The organism is Cupriavidus sp. 86D6 (assembly GCF_057815095.1).
Genome location: NZ_JBYPSB010000007.1, coordinates 184,122 through 204,447 on the forward strand (window position 1 = coordinate 184,122; position 20,326 = coordinate 204,447).

At 66.0% G+C, this 20,326-nt stretch carries 22 protein-coding genes; 14 read left to right on the top strand and 8 right to left on the bottom strand.

Annotation, left to right across the window (positions count from 1 at the left end):
- Positions 1-33: 33 nt before the first annotated feature.
- The 4 genes from AC3G88_RS18545 to AC3G88_RS18560 are packed head-to-tail and all read right to left on the bottom strand — an operon-like array spanning position 34 to position 2,599.
- Positions 34-381 (bottom strand): 2Fe-2S iron-sulfur cluster-binding protein, encoded by a 348-nt coding sequence (locus AC3G88_RS18545; protein ID WP_249640965.1) that lies wholly within the window; start codon positions 379-381, stop codon positions 34-36.
- A 29-nt stretch (positions 382-410) separates the two neighbouring features.
- Entirely contained in the window at positions 411-725 is a 315-nt protein-coding gene (locus tag AC3G88_RS18550; RefSeq protein ID WP_488772345.1) for a ferredoxin, read from the bottom strand.
- Entirely contained in the window at positions 716-1,030 is a 315-nt protein-coding gene (locus tag AC3G88_RS18555) for a 2Fe-2S iron-sulfur cluster-binding protein (RefSeq protein ID WP_153949834.1), read from the bottom strand. The genes AC3G88_RS18550 and AC3G88_RS18555 overlap by 10 nt, the downstream gene beginning before the upstream one ends.
- 30 nt (positions 1,031-1,060) lie before the next feature.
- Entirely contained in the window at positions 1,061-2,599 is a 1,539-nt protein-coding gene (locus AC3G88_RS18560; RefSeq protein WP_153949835.1) for a hypothetical protein, read from the bottom strand.
- 274 nt (positions 2,600-2,873) lie between these two features.
- Here AC3G88_RS18560 and AC3G88_RS18565 point away from each other — a divergent pair, with 274 nt between their 5' ends.
- From AC3G88_RS18565 to AC3G88_RS18595, 7 genes are all read left to right on the top strand, one after another.
- The gene (locus tag AC3G88_RS18565) at positions 2,874-3,812 is read left to right on the top strand and encodes an ornithine cyclodeaminase family protein (protein ID WP_488772346.1); all 939 of its coding nucleotides are present in this window, start codon (positions 2,874-2,876) and stop codon (positions 3,810-3,812) included.
- Positions 3,813-3,926: 114 nt separating this feature from the next.
- The gene (locus AC3G88_RS18570) at positions 3,927-4,646 is read left to right on the top strand and encodes an iron-containing redox enzyme family protein (RefSeq protein WP_029050817.1); all 720 of its coding nucleotides are present in this window, start codon (positions 3,927-3,929) and stop codon (positions 4,644-4,646) included.
- Positions 4,647-4,730: 84 nt separating this feature from the next.
- Complete coding sequence (locus AC3G88_RS18575) at positions 4,731-6,179, top strand: aldehyde dehydrogenase family protein (protein ID WP_488772347.1); 1,449 nt, start codon at positions 4,731-4,733, stop codon at positions 6,177-6,179.
- Positions 6,180-6,214: 35 nt separating this feature from the next.
- On the top strand, positions 6,215-6,694 hold the full coding sequence (locus tag AC3G88_RS18580) for a GlcG/HbpS family heme-binding protein (protein WP_488772348.1): 480 nt from the start codon (positions 6,215-6,217) through the stop codon (positions 6,692-6,694).
- Positions 6,695-6,710: 16 nt separating this feature from the next.
- Positions 6,711-7,715, top strand: a complete 1,005-nt coding sequence (locus tag AC3G88_RS18585) for a 2Fe-2S iron-sulfur cluster-binding protein (protein WP_488772349.1) — start codon at positions 6,711-6,713, stop codon at positions 7,713-7,715.
- Between the two features lie 180 nt (positions 7,716-7,895).
- Entirely contained in the window at positions 7,896-8,621 is a 726-nt protein-coding gene (locus AC3G88_RS18590; RefSeq protein WP_153949840.1) for a GntR family transcriptional regulator, read from the top strand.
- A 170-nt stretch (positions 8,622-8,791) separates the two neighbouring features.
- Complete coding sequence (locus AC3G88_RS18595; RefSeq protein WP_194946594.1) at positions 8,792-8,959, top strand: hypothetical protein; 168 nt, start codon at positions 8,792-8,794, stop codon at positions 8,957-8,959.
- A gap of 70 nt (positions 8,960-9,029) precedes the next feature.
- Here AC3G88_RS18595 and AC3G88_RS18600 read toward each other — a convergent pair whose 3' ends face one another.
- Positions 9,030-9,875 (bottom strand): phytanoyl-CoA dioxygenase family protein, encoded by an 846-nt coding sequence (locus AC3G88_RS18600; RefSeq protein WP_488772350.1) that lies wholly within the window; start codon positions 9,873-9,875, stop codon positions 9,030-9,032.
- A gap of 258 nt (positions 9,876-10,133) precedes the next feature.
- Between AC3G88_RS18600 and AC3G88_RS18605 the strand changes: the two genes are divergently transcribed.
- The 5 genes from AC3G88_RS18605 (at position 10,134) to AC3G88_RS18625 (ending at position 16,333) form a co-directional block, all read left to right on the top strand.
- Positions 10,134-11,045, top strand: a complete 912-nt coding sequence (locus tag AC3G88_RS18605) for an AAA family ATPase (protein ID WP_488772351.1) — start codon at positions 10,134-10,136, stop codon at positions 11,043-11,045.
- Positions 11,046-11,077: 32 nt separating this feature from the next.
- On the top strand, positions 11,078-12,112 hold the full coding sequence (locus AC3G88_RS18610; RefSeq protein ID WP_488772352.1) for a DUF58 domain-containing protein: 1,035 nt from the start codon (positions 11,078-11,080) through the stop codon (positions 12,110-12,112).
- Positions 12,109-14,127 (top strand): transglutaminase TgpA family protein, encoded by a 2,019-nt coding sequence (locus AC3G88_RS18615; RefSeq protein WP_488772353.1) that lies wholly within the window; start codon positions 12,109-12,111, stop codon positions 14,125-14,127. Before AC3G88_RS18610 ends, AC3G88_RS18615 begins: the two co-directional genes overlap by 4 nt.
- 134 nt (positions 14,128-14,261) lie before the next feature.
- On the top strand, positions 14,262-14,759 hold the full coding sequence (locus AC3G88_RS18620; protein WP_488772354.1) for a MarR family winged helix-turn-helix transcriptional regulator: 498 nt from the start codon (positions 14,262-14,264) through the stop codon (positions 14,757-14,759).
- Between the two features lie 2 nt (positions 14,760-14,761).
- Positions 14,762-16,333, top strand: coding sequence for an MFS transporter (locus AC3G88_RS18625; protein ID WP_488772389.1), 1,572 nt, complete (start codon positions 14,762-14,764; stop codon positions 16,331-16,333).
- A gap of 161 nt (positions 16,334-16,494) precedes the next feature.
- Here the strand turns inward: AC3G88_RS18625 and AC3G88_RS18630 are convergent, their stop codons facing one another.
- Positions 16,495-16,818 (bottom strand): hypothetical protein, encoded by a 324-nt coding sequence (locus AC3G88_RS18630; RefSeq protein ID WP_488772355.1) that lies wholly within the window; start codon positions 16,816-16,818, stop codon positions 16,495-16,497.
- Positions 16,819-17,061: 243 nt separating this feature from the next.
- Entirely contained in the window at positions 17,062-18,519 is a 1,458-nt protein-coding gene (locus tag AC3G88_RS18635) for a DegQ family serine endoprotease (protein ID WP_488772356.1), read from the bottom strand.
- A 227-nt stretch (positions 18,520-18,746) separates the two neighbouring features.
- Between AC3G88_RS18635 and AC3G88_RS18640 the strand changes: the two genes are divergently transcribed.
- Positions 18,747-19,220: a MarR family winged helix-turn-helix transcriptional regulator gene (locus AC3G88_RS18640; RefSeq protein ID WP_488772357.1), complete on the top strand. Its 474-nt coding sequence runs from the start codon at positions 18,747-18,749 to the stop codon at positions 19,218-19,220.
- A 63-nt stretch (positions 19,221-19,283) separates the two neighbouring features.
- Positions 19,284-19,706: an organic hydroperoxide resistance protein gene (locus AC3G88_RS18645; RefSeq protein WP_029051733.1), complete on the top strand. Its 423-nt coding sequence runs from the start codon at positions 19,284-19,286 to the stop codon at positions 19,704-19,706.
- A 47-nt stretch (positions 19,707-19,753) separates the two neighbouring features.
- Here AC3G88_RS18645 and AC3G88_RS18650 read toward each other — a convergent pair whose 3' ends face one another.
- Positions 19,754-20,080: a GIY-YIG nuclease family protein gene (locus AC3G88_RS18650; RefSeq protein ID WP_488772390.1), complete on the bottom strand. Its 327-nt coding sequence runs from the start codon at positions 20,078-20,080 to the stop codon at positions 19,754-19,756.
- Between the last annotated feature and the right edge of the window lie 246 nt (positions 20,081-20,326).

The window sequence follows — 20,326 nt, forward strand, 5'->3', positions numbered from 1 at the left end:
TTCCATCTTCCTTCCAGCCGCTTCCGGCCTCGATTACCGCGGCCCCGTCCTGGGTTCCCACGACACCGCCACGTCGCCCTTGATGAACGTCTGGCATGCCATGCGATAGCCGGCGGCCAGGTCGTCGTCGTTCAGGTGCTTGCGCTCCTTGGGCTTGACGGCGTCGGTGTGTTCCAGGCCCTGCTCGATCCGGCACTTGCAGGTGCCGCAGATGCCGCCGCCGCACTTGAATGGAATCCCGCCCTGTTCGCGCAGCGATACACGTAGCAGATTGCTGTTTTCCGGCGCGGTCACGGTCTTGCCGCTGTTGGTCACGAACGTGATTTCGACGGTGCGCGTCTGTGGCGTGGCGGCGCCGTGGGTGTCGGTGTGTTCGGTCACGGTGGCATCGGCTTCGGTGTCGGCCTGCATCATTGTTTCCTTATCGAGAGATCCATGCTGCCGAAGTGCGCGAGCTTCTGCAGCGCATCGTGGGCAGCGTCGAGCGTGTCGAAACGCTCCAGGAATTTGGTCGGCACGTGGTTGATCACGGGGTCGGCGTCGGGCACGGAGGATTCCTCGATCACGCGCACCTTCACCGGCTGTTGCGTTTCCGTCAGTTCGGCAATCACGAAAATCGCCTTGGGTCGCCCGTAGAACAGGTATTCCCAGGTCTCGCGGGGTTCCACGCCGGGCACGGCCTCGGTGCGAAACTGGCCCGGCTTGCTGGTCAGGATCACGAACATGCGGAAACCACCATCTCGGGCTGTTCCAGTTCGATGTCGTGGGTCAGCCAGATCTGGCAGGCCAGCCGGAAGCCCTGGTCCAGCCGCTCGCCAAGCTGCTTCTTCTCTTTCCAGTTGGGCGGCGGCAGGTGTTCGGCGCCGGCCAGCACCTTGCAGGCGCACTTCGAGCATTTGCCCATGCCGCATTCGTAACGCAGGTTCGGATACGGAAACTGCTTGATGCCGGCGCGCACGACGAGATTGGTCTCAGGCTTGACCTCGTCGACGAATACCTGGCCGTTCTTATGGAAGGTGACTTTCGGCATAGCTATTTCTTTAATCTGGAAGGACTCGGCTCAACGCCACAGAAACATGGCGCAGATCGTGGAGACGAACAGGCCGGCCAATACCGGCAACAGCAGCGCCCGCACCGCATCGAGCACCGGCACACGGGCAAAGCCGGCCACGGCGATCAGCGACGACCACGCGATCAGCGTGCCGCCGCCCGTCCAGACCGCGCCCATCTGGCCAACGGCCGCGAGCGTGGCCGAGTCGAAACCGACCACCGGACCCAGCGCACCGGCCAGCGTGCCGGTCAGCGGCAGACCGGCAAAGCCCGATCCGTCGATGCCGGTGATCATCCCCACCAGCAGCACGCCGAACGCCACCAGCACGTGGTTGTCCGGAATCATGTGCTGGTAGGCCTGGATCAGTTCGAACAGCAGGCTCGGTGCGCGGCCCGCGTCCACACCCAGAATCTGGGCGGCGGTTTCGCCGGCACCCACGAAGAAGAAACCGGCGATCGGCAGCACCGATCCCATCGCCTTGAACGCAAACACGAAGCCGTCGGTGATGTGGTCGGGGCACACGTCGAGCATGCGGCGCGGGCCTTCGGCGGCCAGTGTCGCCAGCATCATCAGCAGCGCGGCCACGCCGCCCACCAGTGCCGCGGCGGCGCCGCCCTTCAGGTCGGGCATGCCCGACGATATCTTCGGCAGCACCATCAGCGTCACCACGCAGATGAACGCCAGCGGCGTCAGCACGGCGAAGAACTTGGACCACTTCACACGGCGGCGCGCCACCATCGCCAGGCTCTGCTCGATGTTCGCGTCGGTGGCCAGCGGCTCTTCATGCGATGTGCCGCGTGCGATCTCGGCCTTGTCGAACGTGCCGGTGGCCTCCACGGCGGTGTCCGCACCGGTGGCGCGGGCCTGCCAGCGATCCAGCAGCGCGCCGCTGGCCGGCACGATATGGCGGCGCATCGACAGGTAGGCCAGCGACAGCGCGATGGCGCCGGTGATGATCGACAGGATCAGCGCGCGGTCGGCCACCACGGCAGCACTGACCGCCGCGCCGGCCGCCTTGGCGCTGATGCCCGGCGCCACACCGATCACGTAGTCCGACGACAGCGCCATGCCCTGGCCGGCGATGGCAATGGCCATGGCCCCCGCCAGCGGCGGCAGGCCCGCTGCAATGGCGGCTGGCAGAAGGATGGCGGACACCAGCGGCACGGCCGGCGTGGGCCAGAAGAACAGCGAGATGACATAGGTGATGCCAGCCAGGATGAAGTAGGCGCTGTGTCCGTTCTTCATCACCACCCGGAACGGCTCGACCATGCGGATATCGGACCGCAGCGTCTTCAGCGCATTGAGCAGCGCCGTCATGAACGCAATCACCAGGAAGATATTGAACAGCTCCTTGGCCGCCACCAGGCTGGCTGAGAAGATGCCGCCCAGTGCGCTGATGGGGCTGCCGGTGATGGCCAGGATCACGAGGAAGGTGCCGACGATGGACGGCACCACGACATTGGCCCGCAGGATCATGGTCAACACGATCACGGCCACGCCTAGCAGATACACCCAATGTGCCAGGCCAATCTCAACAGCATGTTGCATGAGGCTCCCCTTTCCTGGAGGCCCTTGTGGGGGCGGTATAAGAATTCTGTCGTGCGACTGTTTTTGTATACTATATCCCGCGCTCACTTCGAAACAAGCGAAAACTGCGCGACCTAGGGAAATCACCCGATCGGTGCGGAGATTGGCCTGAAAGCACGGTTTGCGCGCATTCCGCACCACTCCGGACATGCCGCACGCCCCGGGAAAACCCTGTGGTTTTCTTCGAAACTATGTGTAGACTGTATACCGAAATAGCTTCCGAGACGATTTCACCATGCTCCATGTCACCGACGCGATGATCGACCGCCACGTCACGGCCGCCGATGCCCAGGCCGCGATGCTCGAAGCCTTCCAGAGTTTCGGGCGCGGCGAGGCCGCCATGCAGGAACGCATCCGCACGGAAGCCGGCGGCGTGAAGCTTTCGACACTGGGCGCGGTCATTCCCGCCCAGCAGGTCGCCGGCGCCAAGGTGTATACAACCATCGCCGGTCAGTTCTCGTTTGTCATCCTGCTGTTTTCGACGGTTGACGGGCGTCCGCTGGCCTCGTTCGACGCCGGCGCCATCACGCGTTTGCGCACGGCGGCCTGCACGGTGCTGGCCGCGCGCCGGCTGGCCCGAGCCGATGCCGAAACGCTGGCCCTGTTCGGCGCCGGCACGCAGGGGGTGCAGCATGGGTTGCAGTTGTCCGCTGCGTTGCCGCTCAAACGCATCCTGGTCTGCGATCCCTATGCCGATGCGGCCGCCGCCGAGCGTCTGGCTGCGCAGTGCGGCCTCCCGGTGACCTTCGCACAACCCGAGGAAGCTGCCGCTGCGGCGGACATCATCGTGACCGCCTCGCGCTCCACCACGCCGCTGTTTTCGGGCGCCATCGTCAAGCCCGGCACGTTCGTGGCCGCCATCGGTTCCAGTCTGCCGCACACCCGCGAACTCGACGACACGCTGCTGTCGCGCGCCGCCACCGTGGTTGTGGAATGGCGGCCCCAGTCGCTGCGCGAAGCCGGCGATCTGGTGCTGGCCGACAAGGCCGTGCTGCCCGACGACAAGGTCGTGGAACTGGCCGATGTACTACTGAATGGAACTGATACCGGCGCGGTGCGCCGGCAAGCCGACGACATCGTGATCTACAAGTCGGTCGGTGTCGGCCTGGAAGACGTGGCGCTGGCAGGCGTGGCCTGGCAGCGCATCACTGCGGCGGAGGCTGCCGCCGCCTGATTTCGCACCACCGGAAGTCGCCGCGTGCGCGCGGTTTTTTTATCGCCTGAACGACGTTGTAGAAAGTATACAAATTCATTCCACCCCGAACGCAGACAAACAGGAGTCCCCAAAATGGCTGAACTGATGAACCGTGAAGAATTCCGCGCCGCCCTGGAAAACGCCATCAAAGGCAAGAGCGCCAATCAGGCGCCGTTCAGCAAGGCATGGGCCAGCGGCACGCTGAGCCGCGAGCACCTGGCGCGCTGGGCCGAGAACCACTACCACTACGTGGGCCCGTTCGCCGACTACCTGGGCTATATCTACGCCCGCACGCCCGACCACATGACCGAGGCCAAGGACTTCCTGCTGGCCAACATGTACGAGGAAGAAATCGGCGGCGACCGCCACACCGACCTGCTGATCCGCTTTGCCGAAGCCTGCGGCACCACGCGTGAGCGGGTGGTGAGCCCCGACAACATGTCGCCGACCACGCGCGGCCTGCAGAGCTGGTGCTACGCGGTGGCCATGCGCGAAGACCCGGTGGTGGCCGTGGCCGGCCTGGTGGTCGGCCTGGAATCGCAGGTGCCGTCGATCTATCGCAAGCAAACCCCGACGCTGCGCGAAAAGTACGGCTTCACCGACGAAGAGGTGGAGTTCTTCGACCTGCACATCGTGTCCGACGAAATCCACGGCGAACGCGGCTACCAGATCGTGCTGGAACACGCGAACACGCCCGAGCTGCAGCAGCGTTGCCTGAAGATCTGCGAGATCGGCGCGCAGATGCGCCTGCTGTACACGACCGCGCTGTACTACGACTACGTCGACACCAAGCCGGAAGCCGCTGCCGCCTGAGGCATACCTGTCAGGAAGTCCGGACCCGGCGCCCTGCGCGGCGCTGGTCCGGCGTCTCTCCGAACCCGAACAAGGCCCCGCAAGATGACCGAGACGTACCGCAACTACATCGACGGCGAATGGTGCGATAGCGCCAGCGGCCGCACGCTCGACAACATCAATCCCGCCGACACGCGCGACATCGTCAGCCGCCACGCGGCGTCCGACGCGCGCGATGCCGCCGCCGCCGTGTCCGCCGCAGCCGCCGCCTTCGACAGCTGGAAGAAAACGCCGATCGGCAAGCGCGCGAAGATTCTCAACGACGCCGCCGCTCATCTGGAAGCCAACGCCGACGCCATCGCCGCCGAACTGACGCGCGAGGAAGGCAAGTCCCTGAACCTGGCGCGCGACGAGATCATGCGTTCGGCGCAAACCCTGCGCTTCTACGCGGTGGAAGGCCAGACCTTCAGCGGCGAAAGCTATCCGAACGACGACCCGGACATGCTCGTGTACAGCCTGCGCGAGCCGCTGGGTGTGGTCACCGTGATCTCGCCGTGGAACTTCCCCGTGTCGATTCCGGCGCGCAAGATCGCACCCGCGCTGATCACCGGCAACACCGTGGTGTTCAAGCCGTCGTCCGATGCGCCGCTGTCCGGCTATCGCCTGGCCGAGGCGTTCGTCAAGGCCGGCATCCCGAAGGGCGTGCTCAACTTCCTGACCGGCAGCGCCGGCGAGGTGGGCCCGACCATCGTCGAATCGCGGGCCGTGCGGGCGGTGTCGTTCACCGGATCGACGCAGGCCGGCGAACAGATCCACAAGTCCGTGCCGATGACCACGCGCACGCAGATGGAACTGGGCGGCAAGAATCCGCTGATCGTGATGGAAGACGCCGATCTCGACCGCGCGGTGGACCTTGCCGTCAAGGGTGGGTTGTCGCTGTCGGGCCAGGCGTGCACCGGCACCAGCCGCGTCCTGGTGATGCGCGAGGTCAGGCAGGCCTTCACCGACAAACTCGTGGCCAAGGTCAAGGCGCTGAAGATCGGCAGCGGCATGACCCCGGGCATGGACCTGGGCCCGCTGGCCACGCGCAAGCAGTTGCAGACCGTGCTGGGCTATATCGAGGCTGGCAAGCAGGAAGCCTCGCTGCTGTGCGGCGGCCAGCAGCTGACCGATGGCGATTTCGCCAATGGCTTCTACGTGGCGCCGGCCGTGTTCACCGACGTCACGCAGTCGATGCGCATTGCCCGCGAGGAAATCTTCGGCCCGGTGCTGGCCATCATCGAAGTGGACAGCTACGCCGACGCCATTGCCAAGGCCAACGACACCGAGTACGGGCTTTCCGCCGCCATCGCCACGCGCAATCCGCGCTACATGCACGACTTTGCCCGCGACATCGAATCAGGCACCGTGAAGATCAACCGCACCACCACGGGCAACCTGGTCAACGCGCCGTTTGGCGGGCTGAAGCGGTCCAGCACATCGACGTTCCGCGAATCGGGCCGCGCCGGGCTGGAGTTCTACACGCAGATCAAAACGGTCTACCAGGGCGTCTGAAGCCAGGCAGTCCGACACAAATTAAGGAAACAGCCATGAAGAAAGCCATCAAGCTGGAACTGAGAGAAGCGCGCCACATGGTGGCCGCCGCCGTGCGCAAGGCCGAGGAAATCGGCGTGCTGGAATCGGTCTGCATCGTCGACGAAGGCGGCTACCCGCTGCTGCTCGAACGCATGGACGGCGCGCGTATCACGGGGCCGCAGATTGCGTGGAACAAGGCGTTCACCGCGGCCGGCCACAAGCGGTCCACGCACCTGTTCAACACCGCGCCGAACGGTCCGGCGCTGCCCGGCAACGAGGCATTCGGTATCCAGTGGAGCTTCGACGGCAAGTTCGCCGTGTTCGTGGGCGGCTACCCGATCGTGGTCAATGGCGAAGTGATCGGCGGCGTTGGCCTGTCGGGCGGCAACGGCGAACAGGACACCGCATGTGGCGTCGCCGCGCTGGAAGCCCTGCGCGACCTGCTGGCTGCCGAAGATCTGACCGTGCTGGCGCAGGCCGATATCAAGAAGTAAGCAAGGGGGAATCGTCATGTCCCATCGGGTGGAGATTGCGGAAACGCAACAGGTGTTCATGGTGGCGCCCGGTGAATCGGTGCTCGACGCCGCCCTGCGCTGCGGCGTGGAACTGGCGCACGAATGCACGTTTGGCGGCTGCGGCACGTGCCGCATGCGCGTGGTGCAGGGATCGGTCTCGTACGAGGATTTCCCGATGGGGCTGACCGAGGCAGAGCACGCCGACGGGTTTGCGCTGGCATGCCAGGCGCGGCCCGACGGCGACCTGGTCATCAGCACCGCACGCGCGGCCGGCCCGCAGGTGCCGGCCCGGCGCGCCACGGCCACCGTGCTGTCGGTGGCGCCGCTCGGCCCCGACGTCATGCATCTGCGCCTGGCGCTGCCCGGCGACGAGCCCTTCGTCTACGCGCCCGGCCAATACCTAAAGGTGCTGATGGACGATGGCACGCATCGTAGTTTCTCCATGGCGTCGGCACCGGCGGGCAATACCGTGGACTTCCACGTCCGGCAGATCGCCGGCGGCCGCTTCACGTCCACGCAACTGCCGCAGTTGCGCGCGGGCGACCGGCTCGACGTGGAATTGCCGCATGGCAATTTCAGCTTGCGCAAGGAAGACTACCGGCCGCTGCTGATGGTGGCCACGGGCACCGGTCTGGCGCCCATCAAGAGCATGCTCGAATCGCTGATGGACGATCCCGACTGCCCGCCGGTGTGGCTCTACTGGGGCATGCGCTCGGCGGCGGACCTGTACTTGCACGACGAGATCGCCACCTGGGGCGAACGGCTCTATGACTTCCAGTACGTCCCGGTGCTATCGCGCGCCGACGACAGCTGGCAGGGCCGCCGTGGCTATGTCCACGAGGCCGTGGCCGCAGACCTGGGCGACCTGTCCGAGCACGCCATCTATCTGTGCGGATCGCCGAACATGATCCACGACGCCAAGCAGACGTTCATGGTGCTGGGGGCGCAGGCGCCGTTCATGTATTCGGACGGCTTCACGTTCCAGCACGCGGGAGGGTGAAGCGCCAGGCAGGCGGAAAGGGCTGAAAGGGCCGAGGGAGGCCGGACGCCACACCGGCGGAATGCCGGTAGATGTCTACCCTATGTCTTCAATGAGGAGGTGACGGTATACAATAGCGGCATTCACGCTGCGGCCCTTCGACCGCGGCCCATCACCGATATCCGACGGCCGATCCCGATCATGAACGACGCCACCGCTGCCCTGAAGCCGGGTCCGGACACCCCGGCCGCAAGCCTGGGCGCCCAGCATTCCCCCCTGTTCGCGCTGGTCACGGACACCCTGCGGCAACGCATCCTGGGTGGCCAGTACGAACAGGGCGAACGTCTGGTGGAAAACACGCTGTCCCTGGAACTGGGCGTGTCGCGCATCCCGGTGCGCGAAGCGTTGCGCGCGCTGGCGGCCGAAGGGCTGGTGCGCATCGAGCCGCGGCGCGGTGCATCGGTGGCCCGCCTGTCGCCCAATATCGCGCGCGAAATGGTGGAAGTGCGGGCCACGCTGGAAGGGCTGAACGCCAAGCTGGCGGCCCAGCGTCGCGACCCGGCACTGATCGCGGAACTCGAAAAGGTCCTTGAGGAAGGCAACGATGCCGTCAATAGCGGCCAGACCGAGCGATTTGTCGAACTGAACTCGCGTTTTCACGAGGTACTGGGCAATATCGCCGCCAACAGCGTGCTGCAGGACATGATGCGGTCGCTGCGCGAACGCACCGCGCTGCTGTTCGCCCCGGCGAACCTGAGCCGCGCCCGCCTGAACTGGGACGAGCACGCGCAGATCCTGCAGGCCGTGATTGCCGGCGACGCCGATCTGGCATCGCTGTTGGCCACGCGGCACGTCTACAGCGCGGCCAAGGCCGTGGAATCGATCAACGGCGCCGAAGCGGCGGCCAACGCACACCCGCCCGCCTGATAGCGATAAGCGCCGGCAGCCGTTCCCCGAGCACGCTGCCGGACCCATGTTGCCCGGCTTTCTACGCACCACTTCGAATCAGGCAATCCCATGTTGCGCACCAGGAAATGGCGCAGTGCACCATCAGAGTGCATACTGTAGGCGTTTCTTGACCGCAATAGGGAATGACCATGAACTACCCGGATGCTTCGTACCTCGACCGTCCGGTGGGCGAGCAGCTTCTGAGCCACTTCGCACGCCGGGACGCCGTCCGCCATGCTTCGCCGCTGCTGCCGTTGCGCCTGGCCGACCTGCTGGCACTGTTTCGCGGCAACGCCTCGCGTCACAAGGCTGTTTGACCCCGGCCCGGGACCAAACAAGAAGCCGCCCAACCGGGCGGCTTTTTTTTTGCCTGGCGGCCAGCGGCTGTCAAAGCGCGGCCGGGGGCATCTCCACGCTGCCAAACTCTGCCGATCGCGAGCCGGTGACCGGGCGGTTGCTCGCGCCGAAATAGGCGAACGCCACTGACAGCTTCACGGCCTCGGAATCGTTGCGGCCTGCCGCATGGAACAGCCGGCTGTCAAACATCAGCACGTCGCCGCGATGCAAGGCCAGCGGCATGGCCCCCTTCAGCAGCATCTGGCTGGCCGGGTGCGCCTCTACCAGAAATTCGGCCGGGTCAAGCTGGGCCGGATCGAGCTTCGCACGATGCGAACCTGGAATCACGCGCAGCACGCCGTTGCGCTCGTCTTCGTCACCGAGCGCCAGCCACACGGTGACCAGATCGGGCTTCATGAACGACCAGTAGCGCGTGTCCCGGTGCCAGCCGGTCTGGCTGCCATAGTGCGGGTGCTTGGTCATCACGCAGTTGTGGTGGGCCAGCGTCAGGCGGGCGGGTTCGCCCAGCAGCGCCTCGACGGTTGCCACCAGTTGCGGATGGCTGGCCCAGCGGCGGAAGACCTCGTCGCGGCCATACGCCTGGCGCAGCCGCCGCACCGTGTTGCCGCCGGCTGCCTGGCGCGTGGCCGGGGCTCCGGGGTAGCCCAGGTCGGCCTCGAACTCCACCGGCGGCACGGCCGCCGCCAGATGCTCGCGGGTCACGGCCTCCAGCGCCGCGCACGTGGCCTCGCTGGCAAAGTTGCGCAGCACGATATAGCCGCCCGCATGGAATTCGCGGGCCAGGCTGGCCAGCGCCGCCTGGTCGGCCAGCGGCGCTGAAGAGTCGAAATCGAGTGAGGCAGGCGCGCCAGACACGCGCGGTGGCGAAGCAGTCATTGCAGCGGCTAGGACGATTCTGAAAAGTGGCAGGGTGCCAACAGTTCGATGATGCCAGAACGCGCGAGATCCGGCGCGGCGGAGGCCCGATTCCGGTGCATTCCCGGACTGTCTGTCGCGTACAACCGTGCGGAAACCCACTGTCCGATGCGACCTCCACGCCGCTACAATGGCCGGACCTTGCCGGACCTTGCGCCCGACCCAGTCATCCGGCGGCATCGCAACGTCATCGCCAACCCGCCATCGAGGCCGCCTAACGTGACAGCCAGACCCAGGATTACCGCCTCACTGGCCGAGGCCCAGAACCAGCTTGGCCGCATCGTGCTGGGCAAGCCGCGCCAGGTGCGGCTGGCGCTGGCATGCATGCTGGCCGGCGGCCACCTGCTGCTCGAAGACGTGCCGGGCGTGGGCAAGACCACGCTCGCGCATGCGCTGGCGCAAACCCTGGGCCTGCAGTACCAGCGCGTGCAGTTCACCAGCGACCTGCTGCCGGCCGATCTGGTGGGCGTCTCCGTCTATATGCGCGACACCGGAAATTTCCGGTTCCATCGTGGCCCCGTGTTTGCGCAGCTGGTGCTGGCCGACGAGATCAACCGCGCCCCGCCGAAGACGCAGAGTGCGTTGCTCGAAGCCATGGCCGAACGCCAGGTGACGCACGACGGCGTCACGCACGCGCTGCCGGCGCCGTTCTTCGTGATCGCCACGCAAAATCCGCTGGAGCAGATCGGCACGCATGCCCTGCCCGAATCGCAGCTGGACCGCTTCACCATGCGCATCTCGCTGGGCTACCCGGACCCCGCCTTCGAGCGCGTGCTCTATCTGGGCGGCACCGCCGCGCAGGAGGCCTCGGCCGTCATGGATGCCGACCAGGTGCTGGCACTGCAGGCCGCGGCCAGCAGCGTGTACGCCAGCCCGGCGCTGGTGGATTACGTGCTGGCGCTGGTGCAGGCCACACGTGCGGAAGCCGGCTTCGTGGCCGGCCTGTCGCCGCGCGCTGGCCTGGCGCTGCTGGCCTGCGCGCGCGCCTGGGCATTGCTCGACCAGCGCGACATGGTGGTACCCGAGGACGTGCAGGCGGTGTTCGCCGCCGTGGCCGCGCATCGGCTGTTGCCGGCCGGGCAGGCGGCCACCGCGCTGGATCGCCTGATGGCTGGCGTGGCGATTCCCTGAAGCGCGACGTTTTCCGCGTCACGCACCCCACCATGCCACGTGCCCCATCGGCGTCCGTGAAGGCGCCCCAGGCATCCGCACCCCACCGCACCGCGCAGGCAGGCGTGGCAACGCCGCGCCCCCGCCGTCCGCGCAAGCCCGTCAATGGCGTGGTCACGCTGGATCGGCGCCATCTCTATATCCTGCCGACCCGCAGCGGGCTCGGCTTTGCCCTGCTGCTGCTGGCCATGCTGGTCACATCGCTGAACTACAACATCAGCCTGGGTTTCGCCCTGACATTCCTGCTGGTTGGCATCGGCATGTCTTGCATGTGGATGGCCTATCGCAACCTGCTCGATCTCGAAATCTCGGCAGGGCCCGTGTCGCCGCCGTTTGCGGGCGATGTGGCGGTGTTCGCGCTCAATGTCGCCAACCACGACAGCGGTGCGCGCATCGGCATCGAAGCCGTTGCGTCGTCCGGTGGTGTGGCCGAGGCCGCGCCGGCACTGACGCTGGATGGGCTGGGCCAGGGCGTGCTGGCCGTCCGCATGGCTGCGCCGCGGCGCGGCCGGCTGGCGTTGCCGCGCGTCACGGTGTCGAGCCGTTTTCCGTTCGGGCTGTTCCGCGTCTGGAGCTACGCCGATTTCCCGGTCACCACGTGCGTCTATCCCGCGCCCGAGCCACACGCGCCGCCGCTGCCGGTGGTGGCCCACCCCGACCAGGACGGCGACGACGGCGACATCGGCGCGGTGTCCGACGACGGCATCGACCAGCTGCGCAGGTATCGTCCGGGCGACCCGCTGCATCGCATCGCCTGGAAGCACAGCGCACGCACCGGCCGCTGGCTGAGCCGCGCGGGCCAGGTGCCGCGCCTGCCGGGATGCTGGATCGACTGGAATGCCTTGCCGACGACGATGGATACCGAGGCCCGGCTGTCGCGGCTGTGTGCATGGCTGCTGACCGCCGGTGATCAGTTCGACATCGGCCTGCGGCTGCCGGGCGTGGAAATTCCGGCGGGTCACGGCGCGACCCATCGCCGCGCCTGCCTGGAGGCGCTGGCCGTCTGGCCGGAGCGGCGTGCGCCATGAAGGCATCGCTTCCACCCCGCGCGCTCGGCCATCAGGAGCATGGCATGCTGATCGGCCAGCTGGCGCTGGTGCTGGCGCCGCAGGCCCGTTCACTGCCCGTGTCCGTCAGCGTGCTGCTGGTATTGCTGCTGGCATGGCGCTGGCTGCTGTGGCGCCAGCGGGCTCCGCTGCCGTCGAAGCTGATCGTCGGCACGACGGCGATGCTGGTGCTGCTGATTGCCGGGGCGCTGGTCTGGCGCGGCGGGGGCGGCCTCGGGCGCGAACTGTGCGTGGCCTTGCTGGCCGCGTTCGTGATCCTCAAGCTGCTGGAAACGCGGGCGCTGGCCGATGCCACGCTGGTCACGCAGCTGTCGTTCTATCTGCTGCTGACGCTGTACCTGGAAGACCAGCCGTTCTGGCTGGCGCTCTACAGCATGGCCATCGGCGCGTGGATCCTGCGCAACTGGCTGCTGTTCCATCATCCTGAAGCGCGTGGGCGCCTGGCCATCTGGCCGCTGCTGGGCCGCATGGCACTGTTCGGCCTGCCCTGGGCGCTGTTCCTGTTCGTGCTGTTTCCGCGGCTCGATCATCCGCTCTGGCGCCTGCCGCAATCCGAGCCAGTCGGGCGCACCGGCATGAGCGACACGATGCGCCCCGGCAGCATCGGCCAACTGATCCGCTCGCCCGAGGTGGCCTTCCGCGCCGATATCGACGGCGATGCGCTGCCCGTCAGCGCCTTGTACTGGCGCGCCCGGGTGCTGTGGAACTACGACGGCGCGGCGTGGCGGCCTGACGATGAACCGCCGACGCGACAGGCTGCGGGCTTGCGCGACGAGGGGGACGGTGGCGACGACGTCGCCGCCGGGCCGGCCGGAGCGGGTCCGCGCGAGTACAACGTGACGCTGGAGGCCACGCAGAAGACCTGGCTCTATCTGCTGGACCGTGGCGTGGCGGTGTCGGACAGCCTGGCCGCCTGGCACTCGGCCGACGGTGAATTCTTTGCCCGCAGCCCGGTGGACCGGCCCCTGCGCTATCGTGCGCGGTCATGGCTGCAAGGGGTGCCGCAGCCGCTGACCCGCCGCGCGCTGCAACTGTCGCTGGCGCTGCCCGAAGGCAACCCGCGCAGCCGCGCGCTGGCCGCCGGCTGGATGGCGCGCTACGCCGACCCATGGCAGCGCGTGCAGGCCGCCATGCGGCTGTTCGCCGAGGCGCCATTCGCGTACACACTGTCGCCGCCGCCGCTGGGCAAGGCGCAGGTCGACAGCTTCGTGTTCGATACACGGCGCGGCTTCTGCGAACACTACGCCAGCAGCTTCGTCTTCCTGATGCGCGCCGCCGGCGTGCCCGCGCGCGTGGTGATCGGCTACCAGGGCGGCGAGTACAACCCGCTGGGCAATCACTATGTCATCCGCCAGTCCGATGCCCATGCCTGGGCCGAGGTCTGGCTGGCCGGACGCGGCTGGGTGCGGGTGGACCCCACCAGCGCCGTGGCACCGAGCCGCGTGGAAAGCGGCGTCGATGCGGCGCTGGCAAGCGAGGACCTGGGGGCGCTGCGCGACCTCCGCGCGCCGGGCTGGCTGCGCGAGCTGCGCTGGGGCTTCGACGGTCTGACCTACAAATGGCAACGCTGGGTGCTCGAATACGATCGCGGCCAGCAATACCGCCTGCTGGAACAGGCCGGTCTGGGCGACCGGCTGCCACAGTTGCTGGCCGTCGGCATCGGCCTATTGAGCCTGGCCGCGCTGGCACCGATGTGGCTGCGCCGCCGTCGTGTGGATCCTGTCCAGGCGCTGTACGACCGGTACTGCGCCGCGCTGGCGCGCCAGGGCATTGCGCGCGGCATGGCGGAAGGGCCCCACGCCTTCGCGACACGGGCCGAAACCGCACTGCCACACGCTGCATCCTCAGTGCGAGCGTTCACTGACATCTATGTGGCCTGGCGCTATGGCGCGCCCGATGCGACGACCCAGGCCAACATCGTCGCCCGACTGCGCAAGGCGTTGCGCGAACTGGGACGAAGCCTGAGACGCGGCTGAGTGGTGCGGATACCGCAGATCCTTTAAACGCCGGATCGTCCGGCTGGCCGTCCACACCGTCCAGCCGGACGCCCTTGCGGGGCCACAGATCCACGCATATAGTTTCATTCGTAACTATTACAGATGAAACTGATATGTCGTTTGAACGCCGCATCGACCGGTTCTGCGCCGAGCACCCCGACGCCCCGCGTGACCTCATCATGGCCTCGCGTCTGCTGCTGCGTTCCGCAAGGTTGCTTCGGCTTCACATCGAGCGCGCCCTGGCGCCGTTCGAACTCGACCTGAGCCAATACCTGGTGATCAGCATGCTGGCGATCGACGCGGGCGAGCCGACCATGCCATCGGAACTCGGCATGTCCATCGACGCCACGCGAACGCAGATGACGCGGTTGATCGATGGCCTGCAGGCGCGCGGCCTGGTGCAACGCAAGACGTCTGAACACGACCGGCGCAGCCTGGAACTGACGCTGACGCCGGCCGCCCACGCGCTGCTGGATCGCGCCGCGCCCGCCGTGCATGCCGCCTATGGCCAGGCGTGGGCGCCACTGGGCCCGGACGGCCTGGCCTCGGCCACGCGCGACCTTGGCACGCTGCACGAGCATCTGGCCGCGCTGGAAGCAGGCAAGCCGTGACGATGCAGGCAAGCCCGTGGCACCGTTTGCGCGCCGGCATGCGCTGGCTGCGGCTGCTCAGTCATCGGCAGCGGCAGACGTTGCTCATGATGCTGCTGGGCCTGACCACGGGTGTCGAGTTCCTCGAAAACATCATGTTCGTGTTTGCGTCGAGCCATATCGTCGGCGGCATCGACGCGGACCCGCGCAGCTTCGCGCTGGTGCAGGCCGCATACGCGGTCGGCAGCATGATGATGATTCTCAAGCAGCAATGGCTGGCGCAGCGTTTCGGGTACCGTTACTACCTGACCGGATCGCTGCTGCTGTTCATGTCCGGCACGGTCGTGGCGGCCACCAGCTCAGGCTTGCCGCAAATGGTCGTTGCCCGCTTCATGCAGGGAGTGGGCGGCGGCGCGCTGTTCACAAGCTGCCGCATCCTGGTGAACCTGATGTTCGCGCCCGCCGACCGGCCACGCGCGTCACGCTTCTTTATGCTCGGGATATTTTGCGCATCGGCCATGGCGCCGGCATTCGCTGCCGAACTGGTGGAGCACGGCGTCTGGCAGGACGTGTTCTACGGCGTGCTGCCGTTCGCGGCGCTGGCCGCCGTGGGCACGTGGCTGCTGCTGCCCGATGCCGAACCCCGCGCCGATCAGGAAGGTCCGGCGCTGGGTCCGCTGCTGCTGTTCGGCGTGGCGGTCGTCGCGTTGCAGGCGTCGATGACCGAAGCGCGCTTCGACATCTTTTCGCATCCGCTGCGCGTGGGCGTGGCCGCGGCGGTCGCGCTGGCCCTGCTCGGTGTGTTCCTCTGGCAGCAGTGGCATCACGACACACCGGTGCTGCATCTGCGCGCGCTGCGGCAGCCCGTGTATATGACGGGGCTGGCCATGTACTTCGTCTATTACATGATCAGCAACCTGAGCAGCTATGTATTTCCGATCTATGCCGAGCAGGCGCTGCGCTTTCCGCTGGCCACCACCGGATGGCTCAACACACTGGCCGCGCTGATCAGCCTGGTGGGCATCTGGGTCTACCTGCGCGTGGCGCGCCGGCTCACGCACAAGAAACCGGTGATGGTGACAGGCCTGTTGCTGATGGCGGCCGCGATGGCGTTCTTCTCGTTCATGCCACCGGACATCGCCCCGGCGGCCCTGGTGCCCGGACTCATCGCCAAGGGGCTGTTCGGCGTGATGGTCATCATCCCGATTGCCGGGCTGACCTTCCGCACGCTGAGCGGCGATGACTTTGCGCACGGGTATCGCAGCAAGAACCTGGTGCGGCAGATTGCCAGTTCGTTTGCGTCATCGCTGGGCGCGGTGCTGCTGCAGAACCGCCAGTTCGCGGTGCATACGAGCCTGGTACATGCCATCGGCCAGCATCCGGCCGAAACCGACGGCTGGATGCACACGGCACAGTCCCTGCTGGCGGCGCGCGGGTTCGATGCCGGGCAGGCGCATGCCGGCGCCCTGGCGCAAATGGCTGCGATCGTCGACCAACAGGCGCGGCTGATTGCCTGCGAGGATCTCTATCGGTTGATTGCCGCGATCGCGCTGGTGGCTGCGGTCTTCATGCTTGTGCAACGCCGGCTGGACTAGCCTGGCAGATGCAATGAGATGCAATGCGGAGGAGGTACTACCGGGACGCTGGCGACAGCGCGGCAATGGCGGCGGGCAGGCCATCGCAGAAAGCATGCATGCCTGCGTCAGGCACGCGGTTCAGTCACGGACTGTCTGGCGGAATCGTTGAAACGCCAGCTTCAGAACAACGACAGCTGGCGCATGCCGAAGCCAACCGTTTCTTCCACACGGGCACGTGCATGCGCGAGCGAGCCCTCGGCGCCGGAATAGTTGCCGGCCGCCCAATGGTAGACCACGGGCAGATCGCCGCGATCGGACAAGCGGACTTCGCCGAGCTTGTCGCCACGTTCGTTACGGTAGTAGTGGGAGCGGTAGCCGCGCTCCCAGTGGGGCGGGACTTCCTTCTTGCGCCGACGTGCCGTCACCTTTCTGGCAACTGGCGCCAGGCGCCTCGCCAGATCGGTGCCCGGCGAGATGGGGGCGCGGTTGAAATCCAACTGCATAGACTTCCTTCTTCTGTCGATTCAGCAAGAACCTGAAGTGGTGACGTGAGTCACCACACGCTTCATGCATCGCAGTCGAGATCATACCCGTTCAAACATCTCTTTGGGGCGTTTTGTCGCCCGGAATTCCGCTTCTGGCAAGGGTTTGCGGGCGTATACGCGTATACGTATACGCCCGCCGGACACCTGTCGTATACCTGCCGTATACGTGTTTTGCGAAGCGTAAACCGCTTGCGCCAGAGGTCAGCCGAGGTCGAGCGGAATGAAGATCCGCGCGTCGTCGCGCTGCACCAGCAGGGCCACCTGCTTGCCCGATTTCGACACCAGCGAACGCAGTTGCTCGGCCGACGAAATCGGCGTGCCGTTGAGCGACAGGATGACATCGCCGGGCTGGATGCCGACACGCGCGGCCGGCCCCGCCACGTCTTCGACCACGAGGCCGCCATCGATACCGCTGTCGCGCCTTTCGGCCGGCGTCAACGGCCGCACGGCCAGGCCCAGACGGCCACCCACTTCACCACCGCCCTTGCCCTGGGCCACGGCGCTGTCCTTCACGGCGCCGATCTTCACGCTCAGCGTCAGCGGCTCGCCCTTGCGAATCACCTTGAGATCGGTCTTGGTGCCGGGCTGCAGGTCTGCCACGTGCTCGGGCAGATCGCCGGAGTGGTCGATCACGTCATTGCCAAGCTGCACGATCACGTCGCCGGGCTTCAGGCCGCCCTGCGCGGCCGGGCTGTCCGGCTCGACCGAGTTCACCAGCGCGCCGGCCGGCTTGGGCAACTTGAACGACTGCGCCAGCGCCTGGTTGACTTCCTGCACCGAGATGCCAAGGCGGCCGCGCGTCACCTTGCCGTGAGCCACCAGCTGCTGCTCGACCTTCCTGGCCACGTCGATCGGAATCGCGAACGACAGGCCCTGATAGCCGCCGGTCTGGCTGTAGATCTGCGAATTGATGCCGATGACCTCGCCACGCTGGTTGAACAGCGGGCCGCCCGAGTTGCCCGGATTCACGGCCACATCGGTCTGGATGAACGGCACGTAGGTGTCATCCGGCAGCGAACGAGACTTGGCGCTGACGATGCCCGCCGTCACCGTGTTCTCGAAGCCATAGGGCGAGCCGATGGCCAGGACGGGTTCGCCGACACGAATCTTCGACGGATCGCCGAGCCGCACCGTCGGCAGGTCCTTGGCATCGATACGGATCACGGCGATATCGGTCTGCGGATCGCTGCCCAGCACCTTGGCCTTGAACTCGCGGCGGTCGGTCAGCTTGACGGTGACCTCCGTGGCGTTGTCGACCACGTGGGCATTGGTCAGGATCAGGCCATCGGGGCTGACGATAAAGCCCGAGCCCAGGCCTTTCACAAGCTGCGGCTGCTGGCTCTGCGGACCCTGGAACTGCGGCCCGAAGCGTTTGAAGAACTGGAACAGCGGATCGTCCGGGTCCATGCCCGACGGCACTTGCGCCGAGGTGCGCTGCGCGCGGGCCGTCACGCTGATATTGACCACAGCGGGACCGTACTGGTCGACGATGCCCGAGAAGTCAGTCGGGGTGGCCACGGCGGCGGCGGTCGCAACGGCCGGGGTCGGCGCTGCATAGCCGGGTGTGATCGCGTCTTTCTGGAGATAGGCGTATCCGCCGGCCAGGGCAGCAAGCGCGGCAACACCGACTGCGGAACGGGCAAGAGTCTGGCGAATCATGGTGCTTTCCTTTCTGGATGAGGGACAGCGCCGGGTGTTGGCGCGACAGGGCCATCCTATGCACCCACACTTAAACCAGACTTAAGGCTTGTCACTGGCCGACTGTACGAGGGTCGTACGGCATCAGCCTTTGATCCGCTTTGATCTGTCACGGCCCGCCCCTATCCTTCATAGGGCCGATAGAAAATTTATCTTGCACACAATTTAATTGTGTATAAGATATAGCCATGACGACGCGAACGACGACCCCTCCCAAGACAGGTGACTGGCTGCAGTTGGATCAGCAGCTCTGTTTTGCCCTGTATTCGACGTCATTGGCCATGACCAAGCTCTACAAGCCGATTCTGGGTGAGCTTGGACTTACTTATCCGCAGTATCTGGTCATGTTGGTGCTGTGGGAGCACGACGAGGTAAGCGTTTCGGAATTGGGCGGTCGGCTGACGCTCGATTCGGGCACGTTGACGCCGCTGCTGAAGCGGCTGGAGTCGGCGGGGCTTGTGCGTCGCGGACGCGACGCCGAAGACGAGCGTCGAGTGCTGGTCAGTTTGACGGATGCCGGGCGTGAACTGCGAAATGTCGCAGCCGACATCCCGGAACGGTTGTTGTGCGCGATGCAGTGTTCCGTGGAAGAGATCCAGGCCCTGACATCGCGACTGCATGGCTTACGGTCGACGTTGGAAGACGCGCGATCGGAAGATTGACAGCCGACTTGGTCGGCATCTTGAAACTGCTGCCCGCCCCCGGGCAAATCTAGGAGAGTGCAAATGAAACTGGAAAAAGTCCTGTACACCGCCCACGCATCCGCAACCGGTGGCCGCGACGGCCGCGCCACGACGTCGGATGGCCAACTGGACGTCAAGCTTGCAGTGCCCAAGGAAATGGGCGGCGCTGGCAACGGCCTGAATCCGGAGCAACTGTTCGCGGCCGGTTATTCGGCCTGTTTCCTCGGTGCGATTCGCTTTGTCGCCGGCCAGCAGAAGATTACGGTGTCGCCTGATGCGAAGATCGAAGGTGCCGTCGGCATCGGCCAGATTCCGCAGGGCTTTGGTATTCAGGTGGAACTGAAGATCTCGCTGCCGGGCATGGAAAAGGAAGCCGCCCAGAAGCTGGTGGAAGCCGCCCATCAGGTGTGCCCGTACTCGAATGCCACGCGCGGCAATATCGACGTGAACCTGATCGTGGTCTGACAAGGTCCGATCCACACAGCCACACGCCGGCCATTGGCCGGCGTTTTTTATGGCGAATCGACGGTAGCGGGGGAATCCGGCTCCGGCTGCGTTACAGCGGCGGCCGTTTGCTGCAGCGTGCCGCACATCGCACGTTTTTGGGCCGGGGTCATCCGCTTGGTGCGGATTTCCGCCTTGAGGGCTTCGGACTTATTCGGAAACGCCATCCAGCCGAGCAGCCGTAGCGGCTTGCGAGCACGTGTGTATTTGGCGCCGATACCGGCTACATGCTGGGCATATCGACGGCTAACGTCAGTCGTCACGCCGGTATAGATCGAATTGCCTTCGCATTCGAGCAGATAGAGAAACCAGACCGTATCAGTGCTGAGTTCGATAGCCGTGCCGGTATCGGCAGCAGCGTCGGTGTCGTCGGAGGAGAATTTTTCGGCGGTCATGTCAGCGCCGATCATACGCGGGCACCGAGGCATTTGCACCGATGCCGAGTGCGCCATGAGATGTGCGTTGTCGAATTCACTCGCACGTTCCGGCCGCGCCAAAGCAAAACCCCCAAGCTTTTGGGGCTTGGGGGTTCTGGGTATAAGAGCCTGGCGATGACCTACTTTCACACGGGTAGTCCGCAC